Here is a 15393-nt window from a genome sequence, read left to right as displayed (position 1 = left end):
TCAGTACACCTCGGCGAAGCCGCCGCCGCCCGAGGGCGGCGTGAGGCGCTGCTGGAAGGCGGCCTCCTCGTCCGTCATCTCCGCGATGCCGCCCGCGACGCCCGCGTTGTGCGCGATGTTGGCGACGGAGATGCCCGCCCGTTCGGCCTCCGCCAGCATCGCCGTCGCGGCCTCGGTCAGGGCCGCCTCGGCGGCCGCGCCGTTGCCGACCCGGCCGAAGATGCCGTCCACCGCGGCGATCTCCACGAAGCGCTCCCGCATCGCGGACAGCCCGTCCAGGTCCTCCGTCCGGTTCTGGGTCCGGTACAGCTCCCAGGCGTTGAGGTGTTCGGTGTCCCCCGCACCCATGGCGCGTCGCTCCTTCCGCTACCGCGTCACAGCCGGGCGGCTCGGCGCATGGCCTCGCCGCCCTCGATGCCGATGTCCCGGGTCTGGCCGATGGCGGTGTTCTTCAGGCCCAGGTCCTCGACGAACCGGTTGACGTCGCGCACGTACTGCTCGTTGCGCTCGGCTAGGACGCCCGCGAGGCCGGCGTCGATGGCGCCTTCGGGGAAGAGCGCCTCGATCCGCGACATGACGTCGCTCCAGATCTCGTTGCACTCCTCGACCTGGTCCCTGCCGATCCGCTGGATGGCGGACAGTCCTTCGCTGTTGAACGAGATCTGGCCGTCTCCGTACATCTCCCTGCTCCTCTCTGGTCAAGCGGTGGCGCGGTCGGCTGCGGGCCGGTCAGCCTTCCATGCCCTGCGACACCGAACCGGCGCGGCGCATCGCGTCCTGGGCCTGCACGTCCGTCTCCTGGCCGTGCTCGCCGGTGAGGTTCAGGTCGGACTTGAGCCCGTCGAGGGCCTCACCGAGCGCGCTGCCCGCACCGGCGAGGTTGGCGTAGTTGTCCATGGCGGTGGCCGTTCCGGCGCCGCGGTAGGCGAGGGCGACCTGCTCGCCCTGGGCGCCGATCGTCTTCGCGGACTGCGTCATGCGGTCGTAGGCGTCCGCGACGATGCCCTCGATCTCCTTGAGCCTGTCGGTACTGACGTTGACGTCGAACTCGGTCACGGCCCTCGAACCCCTTCCGGACGTGCTTCCCCGTGCGGTGCCGCCGTGCGGACGGCGGCACCGTCCTCACGGTAGGGCGGGGGCGTATCAACGGCGTATCAGCCGCGTGGCGGGGTGCCCGGTGACGCGCCGGGGGACGGTTCGCCGCCGGTGAGCAGCACGGACAGGGAGGCCGCCTCGCGGGAGTTGAGGTCGTCGAGCATGTGCCGGGCGCGGGCGTCGGCGGCGGACGCCTGCTCGGTACGGCCGAGTCCGCGCAGGGCCGCGCTCAGCATGGCGTGCAGGTGGGCGACCTGGAACGGGTCGAAGGGCTGCTCCGCGGCGTGGCCGATCCCCCGGTCGGCCCAGCACGCCGCGTCCTCGAAGTCCCCGGAGTCCAGCGAGCACTCGGCGAGGACCGAGGCGATCGACGCCAGGTGGTAGTCGAGGGGGGCCTCGCGGTAGGCGCCGGTGAGCAGGTGCACCGCCTCGTCGCGCTGGCCCAGCATCAGCTGGCACCGGCCCAGGTTGTTCAGCGCCGAGTAGACGATCTCCGGCGGTCCGCCCGCCCGGCCCTCGGCGAGGGCGGCCCTGGCCGTCTCCACCGCCTCCTCCAGGCGCCCGCTGATCGCCAGGCACGGCGCGAGGTTGTTGAGCGCGCCGAGTTCCTCGGGGTGGTCGCCCAGCCCCCGGAAGAGCCCGATGGCGCGTTCCAGGTGGACGCGGCCGCGCTCGCCGTCGCCGCGCTGGCCCGCCGCCTTGCCGAGCTGGCTGTGCGCGATCGCCCGCGCGTAGTCGTCGCCGCGCCGCTCGGCCGCCCGCAGCACCGCACCGCACAGGCGTTCCTGGGCGCGCCAGCTCAGCCGGACGACGAAGTACGTCTCCAGCGCCCGGCACGCCTCCAGCGCGAAGGCGGCCAGCGGGCGTTCCGCGGTGTCGTACTCGGGTTCGGAGAGCTGGCCGGCGAGCGCGAGGACGTCGTCCATGACGGAGTCCGCCCAGGCCATGGCCTCGTCGGTGCGGTCGAAGGTGCGGCCCTCGGGGTAGCGCGCGGCGCCCTCCCGGTAGCGCCTGCGGAAGGACTCCGGCAGCGTCAGTGGTGAGTTGAGGCGGTGGAGCGAGCCGAGGTACCAGCGGGACAGCCCGCTCAGCGCGCCGTGCGCCCGCGCGGTGGGCAGTGCGGCGGCCTGCCGGACGGCGGCGGCGCGCACCAGGTCGTGCAGGGAGTAGGCGCCGGGGCGGGGGCTGGAGGCGATCTGGGCGTCGGTCAGCCGCTCCAGCGCGTCCCTGGCCCGGGCCGGGCTGTGGCCGCCGAGGGCCGCGACGGCGGGGACGCTGTAGGTGGTGACGGCGGTGGTGCCCAGCAGCGGGAAGAGCGCGGCGGCGCGCTGGTCGTCCGGGTCGTCGGCGGCGGCGAGCTGGTCGATGCTGAGCATGAGGCTGGCGCGGGCGTCCAGGTCGGCGGTGACGAGTTCGTCGAGCCGGCCGCGTTCGTCGCGCAGGACGGCCGCCCAGTCCGCCACGCTCCAGCGGGGCCGCGAGGCGAGCCGGGTGGCGATGATGCGCAGCGCGAGCGGGAGCCGTCCGCACAGGGCCGCCAGTTCCTCCCAGTGGGCCTGGTCGCCGGGCTCCGCCGGGCGCCCGGAGACGGCCTTGATCAGGGCGACGGCGTCGGACGTCGTCAGCGCGTCCAGGTGCAGGTGCTGGGCGTGCGGGACGCCGGTGAGCACGGCCCGGCTGGTGACGACGGCCGCGCTGCCGGGCTCGGCCGGCAGCAGCGGGAGGACCTGGCGGGTGTGGACGGCGTTGTCGAGCACGAGGAGCGTGCGCCGCCCGGCCAGGAGTTCGTGGTAGAGCCGGGTGGCGGCCCCGGTGTCCGCGGGGATGTGCTCGGGGCTCACGCCGAGGGCGCCGAGCAGGACGTGCAGGGCGTCGACGGTCTCCAGCGGGGCGCGGTGCGGGTCGGCGCCGCGCAGGTCCACGTGGTGCAGCCCGCCGGGGAACCGGTCGGCGACCTCGCGGGCCGCGCGGACGGCGAGCGTGGACTTGCCGACGCCGCCGGGTCCGTCGATGAGGCAGACGGCGGGCGCGGAGGGCGCGCCCGTCAGCCGCTCGCGCAGCCGGGCCAGTTCGACGCCGCGGGCGACGAACGCGGCCGTCCCGGCGGGGAACGCCGCGCCGGGCGGCGGTCCGGCGGACGGCGCGGCGGCGGGCCCGGGGGCCGGGGAGGCGGCGTGGCCGGCCGGGGCGGGCGCGTGCAGGGCCGGGTCGGCCCGCAGGATCGCCCGTTCCAGCTCGCGCGTCTCGGGGCCGGGCTCGATGGCCAGTTCGTCGACCAGGTCCCGGCGGGCGTCCCGGTAGGCGGCGAGCGCCTCGGCGGTGCGGCCGCAGCGGTGCAGGGCCAGCATGAGCTGCCGGGTGAGGCGTTCGCGCAGCCGGTGGCGGCGGGCGGTGGCGCTCAGCTCGTCGACGACCAGTGCGTGGCGGCCGAGCGCGAGTTCCAGCTCGAAGCGTTCCTCGGCCGCGGTGAGGTGCAGCTCCTCCAGGCGGGGCCGCTCGTTGGTGCGCAGCGGGCTGTCGGTGAGGTCGGCCAGCGGGGTGCCGCGCCACAGCGACAGCGCCTCGCGCAGCAGGGCGGCGGCCTCCGCGGGGGCGGCGGAGGTCCTCTCCCGGGAGCGCAGCAGCAGCGCGCGGAAGCGGCCGAGGTCGGTCTCGTCGCGTTCGGCGGCGAGCAGGTAGCCGCCGGGCACGGTGCGGATGCGGTCGCCGGGCACCGCCTTGCGCAGTCGCATGACGTAGTTGCGCAGCGCGGTGCGGGCGTTGGCGGGCAGCCGTTCGCCCCACAGCTGGTCGGCCAGCTCCTCGGCGGGGACGGGGCGGCCCGGGTGCAGCACCAGCGCGGCGAGCAGCGTCCGCAGCATCGGCGCCGTGACGGGCAGGTGCTCGCCCCGCCCGTCCAGGGCGACGACGGGACCCAGGATGCGGAACTCCAACGGACACCTCCAGAGCCAACCGCGCCGGCCCGCGGCCGGGTCGGGTACGTACGCCGAGAGCGGATCGGCTGCGGGGGACTACAGCGGCACCGCAGACTCTACGCAATCGGCCGTGCGCACCGGTCATACGCCTGTGACGGGACGGTGGAGAACCGGCGCGTACCGGCGGGAGCCGGTCGGGAAACGGGCGAAAGCACACATGGCGCCCATACAGCCCAACAGGGAGCCTTTGCCGCTGGACTTCCGAAAACGGAAGGCTCCCCGCAGGACTGTGGCGGAGTTCACAGACCCGTATGCGAATGCAACATCATCACGACGGCACCGCAGCTGCGACACCGTCAGACCGGCGGTGGCGGGCCAAATTTGGCACCGGTCCGCGAGGCGCCCCTTTCCACCCGGTACGTCGCCGATCATCCTCTGGTGTCCGGCCGCGCCCCCCACCGGGCCGCACCGGGCGGCCCCGGCCCCGCCGTCTCCTTGTCGCAGCCTCGAACGCTGTGCTTACGTGTCCCCGCCACCGCACCTCATGGCGGGGGCCCTCCGACCGGGACGCCGAATCCTGCCGCCCGGACGGGGGTGACACCAGCCGTCGCGGCAGGAGCGGGGGAACCAGGTAAGCGCCGGACACGCACGTCGCGTGACCGGCTAGGGGTGAAGCCTGTCCCCGTTCGCATTTGCGCATCGGGGCATGGCCGGGCAGCTCCAGCCCGAATCCGACAGCTCACCTCGCAGGCGCAGGAGAGGAACCCACCCATGTCCCGTGGACGTCACAGCCGCCCGCGTCACCAGCTCGTTCTCCGGCACGTCTCCCGCGCCTCCGCGATCCTCGCCCTCGGCGGGGCCAGCGTGGCCGTGCCCCTCGCCACCGCGGGCAGCGCCGCCGCCGCTCCCGCCGCGGCCCCGGCCGCCGCGGTGGCCGCGGCCGCCCCCTCCCAGGCCGCACAGCAGTCCGCCGCCTCCCACACCGTGGCCTCCGGGGAGACCCTGCACGGCATCGCCGCCGCCCACGGCGTCGAGGGCGGCTGGGAAGCCCTCCACGAGGCCAACCGCGAGGTCATCGGAGCCGACCCGGACCTGATCCGGCCCGGCCAGGAACTGGTCCTCACCGCACCGGACGCCCGCGCGGACGAGGCCAGGGCCAGCCGCACGGCCGAGCGCACCGCCGCCCCCGCCGCCACCGCCGCCACCGCCGCCGCCAAGAGCTACCCGGACTCCCTCGACGGGTGGATCACCGAGGCCCTGGACATCATGGCGGCACACGGCATCCCCGGCTCCTACGACGGCATCCACCGCAACATCATGCGGGAGTCCAGCGGCAACCCGAACGCGATCAACAACTGGGACATCAACGCCCAGAACGGTGTCCCGTCCATCGGCCTGCTCCAGGTGATCAAGCCGACGTTCGACGCCTACCACGTGCCCGGCACCGTGAACAGCCAGTACGACCCGGTGGCCAACATCGTCGCCGCCTGCAACTACGCGGCCGACCGCTACGGCTCGATCGACAACGTCAACGGCCCCTACTGACGGGACCGCGCACCGCTGTACGGGCGGGCCGGTACCGGAGACCTCTCCGGTACCGGCCCGCCTTCGTGCGTACGGACGCGGGGCGCGGGCGAGGCGGAGGCGGGGGCGCACCGGCGGGTGTTGACGCGCCGGGGACACGGCGGTGTAATACCCGCTTGGCGTTCGAAACTGTTCGCTTGTGTTGTTTGCTGGTCGATTGAAGGAGTGGTGGTTCCGATGCGACGCACCCCACCCGGCGACCCTCCCGCCCACCACGCTCCCGCCCCGGCACCGGCGTCCCCCGCCGCGTGCCGCCGCCCCGAAACCCGGCGGCGGTGCCACGGGGCGGACGAACTCCCCACGAGAGAACCATGCCCCTCACACAACCGCTGACCGGCGGTGCGCCCCTCCTGGTCGCCCAGGACGCGCTGCGGCTCGACGCCAACGCCGTCGACTACGCGCTGCTCGCCCTCTACTTCGTCTTCGTCCTCGGCGTCGGCTACGTGGCCAGACGCTCGGTCTCCACGAGCCTGGACTTCTTCCTGTCCGGACGCTCGCTCCCGGCCTGGGTGACGGGCCTGGCGTTCATCGCCGCGAACCTCGGCGCGATCGAGATCATCGGCATGTCGGCCAACGGCGCCCAGTACGGCATGCCGACCATGCACTACTTCTGGATCGGCGCCATCCCGGCCATGCTCTTCCTGGGCCTGGTCATGATGCCGTTCTACTACGGCTCCAGGGTCCGCAGCGTGCCCGAGTTCATGCTGCGGCGGTTCGGGCCCGCCGCCCACCTGGTGAACGGCGTCAGCTTCGCCGCCGCCCAGGTCCTCATCGCGGGCGTCAACCTCTACCTGCTGGCCACCATCGTCAACGTGCTGCTCGGCTGGCCGCTGTGGACCTCCGTGCTCGCCGCCGCCGCGATCGTGCTGACCTACACCGCGCTCGGCGGCCTGTCGGCGGCCATCTACAACGAGGTGCTCCAGTTCTTCGTCATCGTGGCCGGACTCGTCCCGCTCACCATCGCCGGGCTCAACAAGGTCGGCGGCTGGGACGGGCTGGTCGACCGCGTCACCGACAGCCCCGGCGGAGCCGAACAGCTCACCGCCTGGCCGGGCACGCAGCTCACCGGCTTCGACTCCGAGCTGCTCAGCGTCATCGGCCTGGTCTTCGGCCTCGGCTTCGTGCTGTCCTTCGGGTACTGGACGACGAACTTCGTCGAGGTGCAGCGGGCGATGGCCTCCAAGTCCATGTCCGCGGCCAAGCGCACCCCGATCATCGGCGCCTTCCCCAAGCTGCTGATCCCGTTCGTCGTCATCGTCCCCGGCATGATCGCCGCCGTCTCCGTGCAGGAGCTGGCCGACTTCAAGCGCACGGGCGAGGGCGGCGTCGACTACAACGACGCCATCCTGCTGCTCATGCGCGACCTGCTGCCCAACGGCATCCTCGGCGTCGCCCTGGCCGGTCTGCTGGCCTCCTTCATGGCGGGCATGGCGGCCAACCTCAGCTCGTTCAACACCGTCTTCACCTACGACATCTGGCAGTCGTACATCGTGCGGAACAAGCCGGACGGCTACTACCTGCGCATGGGCCGCTGGGTCTCGGCGGGCGGCACGTTCGCCGCCGTCGGCACCGCGTTCATCGCCTCCGGCTACGCCAACCTGATGGACTACCTCCAGCAGCTGTTCTCGTTCTTCAACGCGCCGCTGTTCGCCACGTTCATCCTCGGCATGTTCTGGAAGCGCATGACCCCGGCGGCCGGCTGGCTGGGGCTCGTCGCGGGCACGGCCTCGGCCGTCGCGGTCTTCTGGCTCTCCGAGGCGGGCGTGCTGGAGCTGTCCGGGCAGGGCGCGAGCTTCGTCGGCGCGGGCGCGGCCTTCGCCGTGGACATCGTCGTCAGCGTCGCCGTCAGCCTCGTCACCCGGCCCAAGCCGGACGCGGAACTGGAGAACCTTGTCTACTCGCTCACTCCGAAGGAGAAGCTGCGCGAGAAGTCCACCGGCGAGGACGCGGGCTGGTACCGCCGCCCCGGCCTGATGGCGGGCATCGTCCTGGTGATCACCATCGTGCTCAACATCGTCTTCGGCTGAGAGGGAGGTACCCGTGACCGCGCAGAAGACCCCCGGGGGCCGCCGGACCGCCGGCGCCCTGGACATCCGCCTGTTCATCGCCCTCCTGCTGGGCATCTACGGCGCCGTCCTGACCGTGACCGGCGCCGTCGCGTCCGACGCCGACATCGCCAAGGCCGCCGGCCTCAACATCAACCTGTGGTCGGGGCTCGCCCTGCTCACCGTCGCCGCGGCGTTCACCCTGTGGACCCGCCTGCGCCCGGTCGTCGTCCCGGAGGAGCCGGAGGCCCAGGACTCCCCCGGCGGGGACGGCCCGGCCTGACGCACCGGGACGGCCGGGCGGTGGGGCCCCGCGACGGACCCACCGCCCGGCACGGGCGCGGCACGCCGCGACGGCACAATGGGACGTCCGCCCGTCCCCCGCACCCGACCGCCGAGGACCCGCCGTGCACAGCGACACCCCCGCCACCCCACCGTCACCTCCCGGCTTCTGGGAGGAACGCCGGACGTGCTTCCTCACCACGCTCCGCCCCGACGGCAGCCCGCACCTGGTGCCCGTCGGCGTCACCTACGACCCGCTGACCCGCGTCGCCCGGGTGATCTGCGACGGCGGCAGCACGAAGGTGCGCAACGTCCGCAAGGCGGGGCCCGGGGCCCGGGTGGCCGTCAGCCAGGTCGACGGGCGCCGCTGGTGCACGCTCGAAGGCACCGCCGTCGTCCGGGACGACCCCGGCGCGGTCGCGGAGGCCGAACGGCGCTACGCCGAGCGGTACCGGACGCCGGGGCCGAACCCGCGGCGCGTGGTCATCGAGATCACCGTCACCCGCGCCCTGGGCACCGCGAAGCCGCCGGGCTGGTGAGCCCCGCCGGGCGGGGCGGAGGCCGGACGCGTCCGGGCGCCGTGGTCAGCCGCGGGTGCGGGACGCTCCCGGTTCACGGCCCCGGCCGGGTCGCGGGGCCGCCGAGGCGGTCCAGGGCGGCGGTGGCCAGAGCCGAGATCGCGGACGGCAGGGCGGTGCGCACGTGCGGCGCGAAGTGCGGGGAGTGGTTCGGCGGCGGGCTGGAGTCCCCGGCCCACTCCCCGGGGCCCACGACGCCGACCATCCAGTACACGAGCGGCACGCCCTCCTCGCCGTGGAGGCTAAGGCCCCGGTCCCCGAAGAGGGGGAAGTCCTCGGCCGCCATCGACGGCGGCCAGTGGCCCACGCGCGCGGGTCCGTAGCGGGCGGTGTGGGCCCGGCGGACGGCCTCGGTGGCCCACGGGTCCCCCCACAGGGCGGGCGAGCGGGAGACGAGGGCCACCTCCGGCTCGCGCGGGCAGGCCGAGGCGGCGCACTCGGCCCGCACGATCCGTTCGACGGCCGCGACCGCGCGTTCCAGGGCCTCGTCGGTCGCCGCCCGGACGCCGACGCCGAGCTCCGCCCGTTCGGGCACCACGTTCGCGGCCGTCCCGGCGCGCACGCTGCCCACGGTGAGCGCGACCTGCTCCGCGGGCGCCGTCTCCCGGGAGACGACGGTCTGCAGACGGGTGATCACCGCGGCCGCGGTCACCACGGGGTCCACCGTGAGGTGCGGGGTGGCGGCGTGGCCGCCCCTGCCGTGCAGCACGACGGCCAGGGTGGCGCTCGCGGCCGCCACCGGGCCGTGGCCGCCGCCGTGCGCGACCATGCCGGAGGGCAGCGGGGCCGCGTGCTGCGCGAGCACCACGTCCGGCCTGCCGAAGCGCGCGTACAGCCCGTCCCGCAGCATCGCGCGGGCCCCGGTGAGCGTCTCCTCGGCGGGCTGGCCGACGACCACGACGGTGCCGCGCCAGTGGTCCGTGCCGCGGGCCAGCAGGTCCACCGCGCCGGACGCCGCCGCGAGGTGCAGGTCGTGGCCGCAGGCGTGCATGGCGTCGTTGCCGCTGGCGTACGGCAGTCCGGTGCGCTCGCGCAGGGGCAGGGCGTCGAGTTCGGCCCGCAGGTACACGCGTGGGCCCTCGCCGTTGCGCAGCACGCCGACGACGCCGTGGCCGCCGACGTCCCCGGTCACCTCGCAGCCGCTGCCGGCCAGCCGCTCCGCGAACAGGCGGGCGGTGCGGCTCTCGTGGCCGGAGAGTTCCGGGTGCCGGTGCAGGTCCAGGTAGAGGGTGAGCGCGGGCCGCAGCACCTCCCCGGACCGGCGCAGGACGGCGGAGGCGTCACCGGTGTCCGGCACGGCGCCGGGCTCCGGGACGGGGCCGGGAGGGCCCGGCGGGGGCGGGGGTGCGGGCGGGTTCATGGCGGGACGTCTCCTGACCGTGTGTGTCCGGGGCACCTGCCGCGTCGTGGCCCGGCGCCGGACGGTGCGGGCCTGGCCGGTGCGGTGCGGGGGCGGCGGGTGCGGTGCGGGGGCGGCGGGGCGGGCGCCGCGGACCGCTGGCACCGCGCGCCAGCGAAGTGACAGCGGGGAGAGGGCGCGGTGGTGAGCGGCTGCCGGTCCAATGAGAAGCGCACGGTACCGGGCAGCCGTCTCCCACGGCCGCCCCGACGCGAAGGAGAGAGCATGAACAAGGACCTGAGCACCCTCGCCGACGAGATCCTCGAGCTCGAGGCCGAGACCTTCGAGATCTCCGACTACTCGGACGCCAGCGAGGTCGTGCTGGCCGGCTCCACGAGCACCAGCTCCACCTCGACCTGCAGCTCCACCACGAGCACCACCTCCTGCTCCGCCTGACCTCCCGTCGGCGCGGCCTGGCCGCCCGGCGTCCGGCCCCCGGCGCGGCGCGCGCCGGGGAGCGGACGCCGGGCGTTCGCGTTCCCGCGTCCCCGCCGGGGCAGCCGCCCCCATCAGGGGAAGGGGTGCGGGACCCGGCGGATCTCGGCGTCCGTGAGGTCCGTCGCGCGGTGACCGCCGCGCCGCAGCGCGGTGCGCAGCCGGGGCAGCAGCAGGGCCCGCTGCCGGTTCCAGCCGAAGTCGATCGGCAGGAGGCCCGGCACCAGGGTGCTGACCGTGCGCAGCCCCATCCGTTCCTGCTCCGGCGTGGTCTGGTCGACGGCGATCACGTCGTGCCCGGCGCCGACGAGGGCGTCGCGGACGGCCAGGACGTCGTCGCGCAGGTCTCCGGTGCGCGGACGGCCGCCGTCCTCCCAGTCCCGGTAGACGTCGGCGAAGGAGTGCGCGGCGGCCGGTTCCAGGTAGTCACGGGCGTGTTCGGCCATGCGGGGCAGGCCGTAGAGCTGGGCGTGGTCCTTCAGGTGCCGGACCTTGGAGAAGTCGTCCGCCATGGCCTCCAGTTCGCCCCGGCGCTCCCGGGTCTGCCGGGGCAGGTGCGGCAGGTAGGTGAGCACTTCGGACAGGGCGCCCTCGACGGCCTTCCGGGGGTCCAGCGAGGCGGCGGCGGCGAAGGAGAGCGTGCCCGGTCCGCCGTCGCGGCGGACGGCGACGGCGGTGGCCACCGGCACCGCCAGGTCGATGCGGTTGTCCAGGACGTGCACGTCGTACCCCTGGAGCGCCGCCCTCTCCACCATGACGGCGGCGGTGCGGCCGCCGACGGTGGACAGGTCGACGCGGGGCAGGCGGGCCGCGCCGTACCAGGCGTTGAGGAAGGCGTCGCGCTCGACGAGTTCCAGGAGGCCGCCGAGCAGGGCCTCCTCCAGGCAGCCGCCGATGGCGCAGCCGTTGGAGCACTCGAAGACGAAGTTGTCCGCCGCCAGCCCGGCGCTGTAGTAGACCAGCCGCGAGGGCACCAGCACCGGGCGCTCGTCGCGCAGCGACCAGCCCCACTCCCAGGGGATGGGCCGGTCCGGGTCGAACGGGTCGACGAGCGGGTCCTCCCGGTAGGTCCGCGGGTCGTAGAACCCGCAGGCGGCCGGATCGACGGCGTCCGCCCGCAGCGCGTTGTAGGAGCCGGTGACCGGCACGGCGCGGCCCCGCCGGTGCGTCCCGGCGTAGCGTTCCAGCCCTTCGAGGAAGGCCAGGGTGCGGCTGGTGGCGAAGGAGTTCTCCTGGCCGCTCCAGGTGACGTCGTTGAGCCCGGCGTACCCCCGGACGAAGACGCTTCCGGCGACGGGCGCGGTGGTCGGCGAGGTGACGCTGCTCCAGGTGCCGCCGCCGAGGGCGCCGCAGACGGGGTTGGCCAGCGCCTCGGCGGGGAGGGGCAGGGCGGAGGCGGGGCGCAGGCGGTAGGTGCCCGCATCCGGCTTGGTCCGGCTGGCCGGTGTCAGCGGTGCCGGGCGGTCCGCCCCGGGGGCCGGTGCGGTGCCGGGTCCGGGGGCGCGGCGGACGCCGCAGTCGGGGCAGAGCGGGTCGGCGAGCAGCGGATACGTGCGGACCGCCAGGCTGCGCAGGTCGATCCGGGACACCTGGGGCAGGGCGCGGTCGGCCGGGTCCGTGGCGGGTGCCTCGGCCAGCGGCGCGGGGGTGAGCACGGCGGCGCACAGCGCGGCGACGGCGTCGTGCGCGTAGGGCGTCAGCAGCGGCCACGGTCCCGCGGGCCGGGGCCCGTCCGGGCCGCCGGTCTCCAGGGCGTCGCGTTCGCTGCGGCTGCGCAGCCGCTGCCAGCGCAGCGCCAGGCATTGTCCGCAGGCGGGCGCGGTGCCGTCGCCGCCCCAGGGTCCGACGAGGACGGCGGATGCGGTGACGTGGACCCGGGCGCCGGCGCGGACGGCGGCCCAGGGGTCCGCGGCGCCCCGCTCGCCGAGGGTGGCCGCCGCGTCCGTGGCGCCGACCGGCACGGCCACCGGGGCGTGGCGGCCCATGCGGCCGGTGAGGGCCGAGCGGAGCGTGGCCAGGGCCTGTTCCATCGGTTGCGGCAGCGGCCGCGTGCCGGTGCTCATGAGCTCTTCGTCCAGCGGAACGTCTTCACGGCGACGGCTCCCATCAGGAGGGCGAAGACGGCGAGTCCGGCGCAGCCCACCGCGATGTCCCCGCCGTCGCCGCGGCCGGTCAGCGCGGCGGACACGGCGTCGTTGAGGTAGCGCAGCGGCATGACCAGGGAGACCTGTTGCAGCCAGGAGGGCATGGAGTCCAGCGGGAAGAAGGACCCGGACAGGAACGCCATGGGCAGCATGAGGAAGTTGGCGACGGCGGCGACCGACTCGGGGGTGTCGGCGAAGGAGCCGATGATCACGCCCAGCAGCAGGAAGGTGGTGATGCCCAGCAGCATCACCGGGACCAGCAGCGGCCAGCCGGACGCGGGCCGCAGCCCGAACAGCGGGAGCATGGCCACGCCGACGAACAGCAGCGACTGGACGAGGCCGACGACGAGGGCGATGGCGTAGCGGGAGCCGATGACGGCGGACAGCGGGGCCGGGGACATGCGGATGAGCCGCAGGATGTCGTCGCCGCGCCACTGCATGAGGGTGAAGGCGATACCGAACACGGCGGCGTTGGCCACGCCCCAGGAGAGCACTCCGGCGGCCGTGTAGGAGATGTAGGACAGGCCGCTCTCCTCGACGGCCTGGCCCCGGAAGATCAGGCCGAAGACGACGAGGAAGAGGAGCGGGAAGGCGAAGGTGAAGAAGAGGGTCGTCTTGTCGCGGACCTGGGCGCGGTAGCCGGCCGCGGCCAGTGCGGTGTAGGTGCTCATCGCTGCTGCTCCGTGGCGTCGGCGGGGGTGGCGGGGGCGGGGCCGCCCGGCGCGTTCGCGGCGCGGGCGGTCAGGTCGAGGTAGACGTCCTCCAGGCTGGCGGTGCGGGTCTGCACGCCGTCCAGCCCGGTGAGGCGGTCGACGGCGCTGAGCACGCGTCCGGCGGTGCGCGTCTCCAGGACGAGCGAGCCGCCCTGGACCGTGACGCGGTCGACGCCGGGGAGGGCGGCGGCCTCCTCCTCGTCCAGGCGGCCCAGCGGCAGCAGCAGGCGGCTCGGCGTCTTCGAGGCGTCGACGAGGTTGTGCGGGGAGTCGGTGACGGCGATGGCACCGGCCACGAGGATGGCGACGCGGTCGCACAGGGCTTCGGCCTCGTCCAGGTGGTGCGTGGTGTAAACGATCGTGCGGCCCTCGGCCTTGAGGCCGCGCAGCACCTCCCACAGGTCGCGGCGGGCCTGCGGGTCGAGGGCGGCGGTCGGCTCGTCGAGGAAGATCAGTTCGGGGCCGTGCACGAGGGCGGAGGCGATGGCCAGGCGCTGCCGCTGGCCGCCCGACAGGTTCTCCACGCGGACGTCCCGCTGCGCGGTGAGGCCCGCGGTGGCCAGGGTGGCGTCGACGGCCGTCTTCGGGGCGCCGTAGAGCGCGGCGACGGTGCGCAGGTGCTCGTGCGCGGTCTGCCGCACGAAGAACGCCGAGGACTGGGTCTGCACGCCCAGCCGGGGCAGCAGGGCGGTGTTGCGCGGCCAGGGGGACTCGCCGAACACGGCGACCGAGCCCGCGTCGGCCCGGCGCAGCCCTTCCATGATCTCCACCAGGGTGGACTTCCCCGCGCCGTTGGGCCCGAGGAGGCCGAAGAACTCGCCCCGGTGGACGCGCAGGGTGACGTCGTCGAGGGCCTGCCGTTCCCCGTAGCGCTTGGAGACGCCCCGGACCTCGACGGCGACGGGCGGGGGGGTGCCTTCGGGGGGTGTGGGCCGCATGGCCAGTACCTCACTCATGGGGTTGCGTGCGTCCTTAAGCGTCGTGCCCTCGGATGGGGCGGGTGGCGAGGGCATCGGGCGGGGGTGGGGGCGGGGGCCGGGAGCGGGTCAGCCGAGCACGAGGACGGCGGCGGCCGCGCAGGTGCCGCCCACGGCGAGGCAGACCAGGGCCGCCCACACGGCGCCGTACGCGGTGTAGAGGACCCGGGCCCGCCGCGGGTAGGCGGTGGTGGCGGCGGCCCGGCCCTCGCGCCGGCGCAGTGTCAGGTAGGCGCGGGTCTCGGGGGCGAGCTGGGCGGCGCCGAGGGCGTGGCCCAGCATGCGGTAGCCGTCCAGCGGCGGGATGGGGACGATGTTGCTCAGCGCCTGGACGCCGCCGAGCAGCAGCAGGCCCGCCAGCAGGGGACGCTCGGTGCCGTCTTCCGGCGCGAGCGCCCACCACACCGCGAAGGGGAGCAGGAGCAGCAGGTTCACGTGGGCGCCGGCCCCGGCGATCACGAGTTTGGCCCTGCGGCCGGGCAGGAACAGGTAGTTGTCCACGGTGCAGTACATGATGGCGACCGGGAAGCGCCAGCGCAGCCCGATCTCGGCGACGCTGCCGCCGTAGTGCTGGGCGGCGACGCCGTGGCCGAGTTCGTGCAGGGTGATGCTCAGCCACAGCAGCAGCGCCACCGCGACGAGCACCGCGGGCTGTCTCACCAGCTCGGCCGCGCCGCCGAGCAGTTCCCCGGCGTGTACGGCGAGCACCACGACCATGGCCGCCTCCGCGGCCAGCAGGGGCAGTTGGACGGCCGGGTGCAGCAGCGGGCGGAGCAGCCGGTGCAGCCGCGCGGTGGTCGCGTCGGCGTCGGCGACCATGCGGCGGGTGCCCCGCCACAGGGTGCCGGTGCGCGGCGGCGCCGGTGGCGCGGGCGGCGGGTCCGGGGCGCCGTCCAGCAGGCCGCGGGCGCCGAGGAGGCCGAGCAGCCGGTGCCAGTTCTCCACGGTGAGACGGCGGCCGAACCGGGCCGCGTACTCGGGGCCGATGTCGTCGAAGTTCCGGGTGCCGTCGAGCCGGGAGATGACGAAGTGCTCCTTGGTGCCGACCTCGAACGCCGCGCCGCTGACCGGGTTCCTGACGAGGTGGACGGTGCGCGGGCCGCGCAGCAGGGGCGGGCTGAGCAGGACGCCGCCGCGCAGCGCGGGCCGGTAGGCGCGCGCTGCGGCACCGGCCCGCGCGGAGGGCTCCGCCGGGGACGGGACGCCGGTGGTCCCGCCCCCGGTGT

14 protein-coding genes and 1 riboswitch are annotated in these 15393 nt (G+C 74.9%); of the genes, 5 read left to right on the top strand and 9 right to left on the bottom strand.

The annotated features are described in order from the left end of the window. The 4 genes from V1J52_RS00805 to V1J52_RS00790 all read right to left on the bottom strand — a co-directional run bounded on the left by V1J52_RS00805 (position 1) and on the right by V1J52_RS00790 (position 4028). Complete coding sequence (locus V1J52_RS00805) at positions 1-348, bottom strand: hypothetical protein (protein ID WP_330137543.1); 348 nt, start codon at positions 346-348, stop codon at positions 1-3. 26 nt (positions 349-374) lie between these two features. Further along, the gene (locus V1J52_RS00800) at positions 375-680 is read right to left on the bottom strand and encodes a hypothetical protein (RefSeq protein WP_330137542.1); all 306 of its coding nucleotides are present in this window, start codon (positions 678-680) and stop codon (positions 375-377) included. 49 nt (positions 681-729) lie between these two features. Then, on the bottom strand, positions 730-1056 hold the full coding sequence (locus tag V1J52_RS00795; protein ID WP_330137541.1) for an aliphatic sulfonate ABC transporter substrate-binding protein: 327 nt from the start codon (positions 1054-1056) through the stop codon (positions 730-732). A 98-nt stretch (positions 1057-1154) separates the two neighbouring features. After that, positions 1155-4028, bottom strand: coding sequence for an AfsR/SARP family transcriptional regulator (locus V1J52_RS00790; protein ID WP_330137540.1), 2874 nt, complete (start codon positions 4026-4028; stop codon positions 1155-1157). A 574-nt stretch (positions 4029-4602) separates the two neighbouring features. Next, positions 4603-4778, top strand: a riboswitch (cyclic di-AMP (ydaO/yuaA leader). A gap of 3 nt (positions 4779-4781) precedes the next feature. Here V1J52_RS00790 and V1J52_RS00785 point away from each other — a divergent pair. The 4 genes from V1J52_RS00785 to V1J52_RS00770 all read left to right on the top strand — a co-directional run bounded on the left by V1J52_RS00785 (position 4782) and on the right by V1J52_RS00770 (position 8460). Then, entirely contained in the window at positions 4782-5555 is a 774-nt protein-coding gene (locus V1J52_RS00785; protein ID WP_330137539.1) for a LysM peptidoglycan-binding domain-containing protein, read from the top strand. Between the two features lie 350 nt (positions 5556-5905). Beyond that, the gene (locus tag V1J52_RS00780; protein ID WP_330137538.1) at positions 5906-7621 is read left to right on the top strand and encodes a sodium:solute symporter family protein; all 1716 of its coding nucleotides are present in this window, start codon (positions 5906-5908) and stop codon (positions 7619-7621) included. A 13-nt stretch (positions 7622-7634) separates the two neighbouring features. Next, entirely contained in the window at positions 7635-7922 is a 288-nt protein-coding gene (locus V1J52_RS00775; protein WP_330137537.1) for a hypothetical protein, read from the top strand. A 124-nt stretch (positions 7923-8046) separates the two neighbouring features. After that, positions 8047-8460: a pyridoxamine 5'-phosphate oxidase family protein gene (locus tag V1J52_RS00770; RefSeq protein WP_330137536.1), complete on the top strand. Its 414-nt coding sequence runs from the start codon at positions 8047-8049 to the stop codon at positions 8458-8460. A 73-nt stretch (positions 8461-8533) separates the two neighbouring features. Here V1J52_RS00770 and V1J52_RS00765 read toward each other — a convergent pair whose 3' ends face one another. Continuing rightward, positions 8534-9859, bottom strand: a complete 1326-nt coding sequence (locus tag V1J52_RS00765) for an amidohydrolase (protein WP_330137535.1) — start codon at positions 9857-9859, stop codon at positions 8534-8536. Between the two features lie 264 nt (positions 9860-10123). Between V1J52_RS00765 and V1J52_RS00760 the strand changes: the two genes are divergently transcribed. Further along, positions 10124-10294, top strand: coding sequence for a thiazolylpeptide-type bacteriocin (locus V1J52_RS00760; RefSeq protein ID WP_030757923.1), 171 nt, complete (start codon positions 10124-10126; stop codon positions 10292-10294). A 113-nt stretch (positions 10295-10407) separates the two neighbouring features. Here the strand turns inward: V1J52_RS00760 and V1J52_RS00755 are convergent, their stop codons facing one another. The 4 genes from V1J52_RS00755 to V1J52_RS00740 form a co-directional block, all read right to left on the bottom strand. Continuing rightward, positions 10408-12396 carry a TOMM precursor leader peptide-binding protein gene (locus V1J52_RS00755; protein ID WP_330137534.1) on the bottom strand — a complete coding sequence of 663 codons (1989 nt, stop codon included), beginning with the start codon at positions 12394-12396 and terminating at the stop codon, positions 10408-10410. Continuing rightward, positions 12393-13148: an ABC transporter permease gene (locus V1J52_RS00750; protein ID WP_330137533.1), complete on the bottom strand. Its 756-nt coding sequence runs from the start codon at positions 13146-13148 to the stop codon at positions 12393-12395. The genes V1J52_RS00755 and V1J52_RS00750 overlap by 4 nt, the downstream gene beginning before the upstream one ends. Further along, positions 13145-14146 carry an ABC transporter ATP-binding protein gene (locus V1J52_RS00745; RefSeq protein WP_330137532.1) on the bottom strand — a complete coding sequence of 334 codons (1002 nt, stop codon included), beginning with the start codon at positions 14144-14146 and terminating at the stop codon, positions 13145-13147. The genes V1J52_RS00750 and V1J52_RS00745 overlap by 4 nt, the downstream gene beginning before the upstream one ends. A gap of 90 nt (positions 14147-14236) precedes the next feature. Further along, positions 14237-15307: a peptidase M50 gene (locus V1J52_RS00740; RefSeq protein ID WP_443075704.1), complete on the bottom strand. Its 1071-nt coding sequence runs from the start codon at positions 15305-15307 to the stop codon at positions 14237-14239. Between the last annotated feature and the right edge of the window lie 86 nt (positions 15308-15393).

Source organism: Streptomyces solitudinis, from assembly GCF_036323765.1.
Lineage (GTDB): Bacteria > Actinomycetota > Actinomycetes > Streptomycetales > Streptomycetaceae > Streptomyces.
Note: the sequence above shows the minus strand (reverse complement) of the source record. Positions and strands in the feature narration are given on the sequence as shown.

Coding starts and splice junctions, on each gene's coding strand:
- V1J52_RS00805 (WP_330137543.1), bottom strand. CDS start 348: ATGGGTGCGGGGGACACCGAACACCTCAACGCCTGGGAGCTGTACCGG.
- V1J52_RS00800 (WP_330137542.1), bottom strand. CDS start 680: ATGTACGGAGACGGCCAGATCTCGTTCAACAGCGAAGGACTGTCCGCC.
- V1J52_RS00785 (WP_330137539.1), top strand. CDS start 4,782: ATGTCCCGTGGACGTCACAGCCGCCCGCGTCACCAGCTCGTTCTCCGG.
- V1J52_RS00780 (WP_330137538.1), top strand. CDS start 5,906: ATGCCCCTCACACAACCGCTGACCGGCGGTGCGCCCCTCCTGGTCGCC.
- V1J52_RS00765 (WP_330137535.1), bottom strand. CDS start 9,859: ATGAACCCGCCCGCACCCCCGCCCCCGCCGGGCCCTCCCGGCCCCGTC.
- V1J52_RS00760 (WP_030757923.1), top strand. CDS start 10,124: ATGAACAAGGACCTGAGCACCCTCGCCGACGAGATCCTCGAGCTCGAG.
- V1J52_RS00755 (WP_330137534.1), bottom strand. CDS start 12,396: ATGAGCACCGGCACGCGGCCGCTGCCGCAACCGATGGAACAGGCCCTG.
- V1J52_RS00750 (WP_330137533.1), bottom strand. CDS start 13,148: ATGAGCACCTACACCGCACTGGCCGCGGCCGGCTACCGCGCCCAGGTC.
- V1J52_RS00745 (WP_330137532.1), bottom strand. CDS start 14,146: ATGAGTGAGGTACTGGCCATGCGGCCCACACCCCCCGAAGGCACCCCC.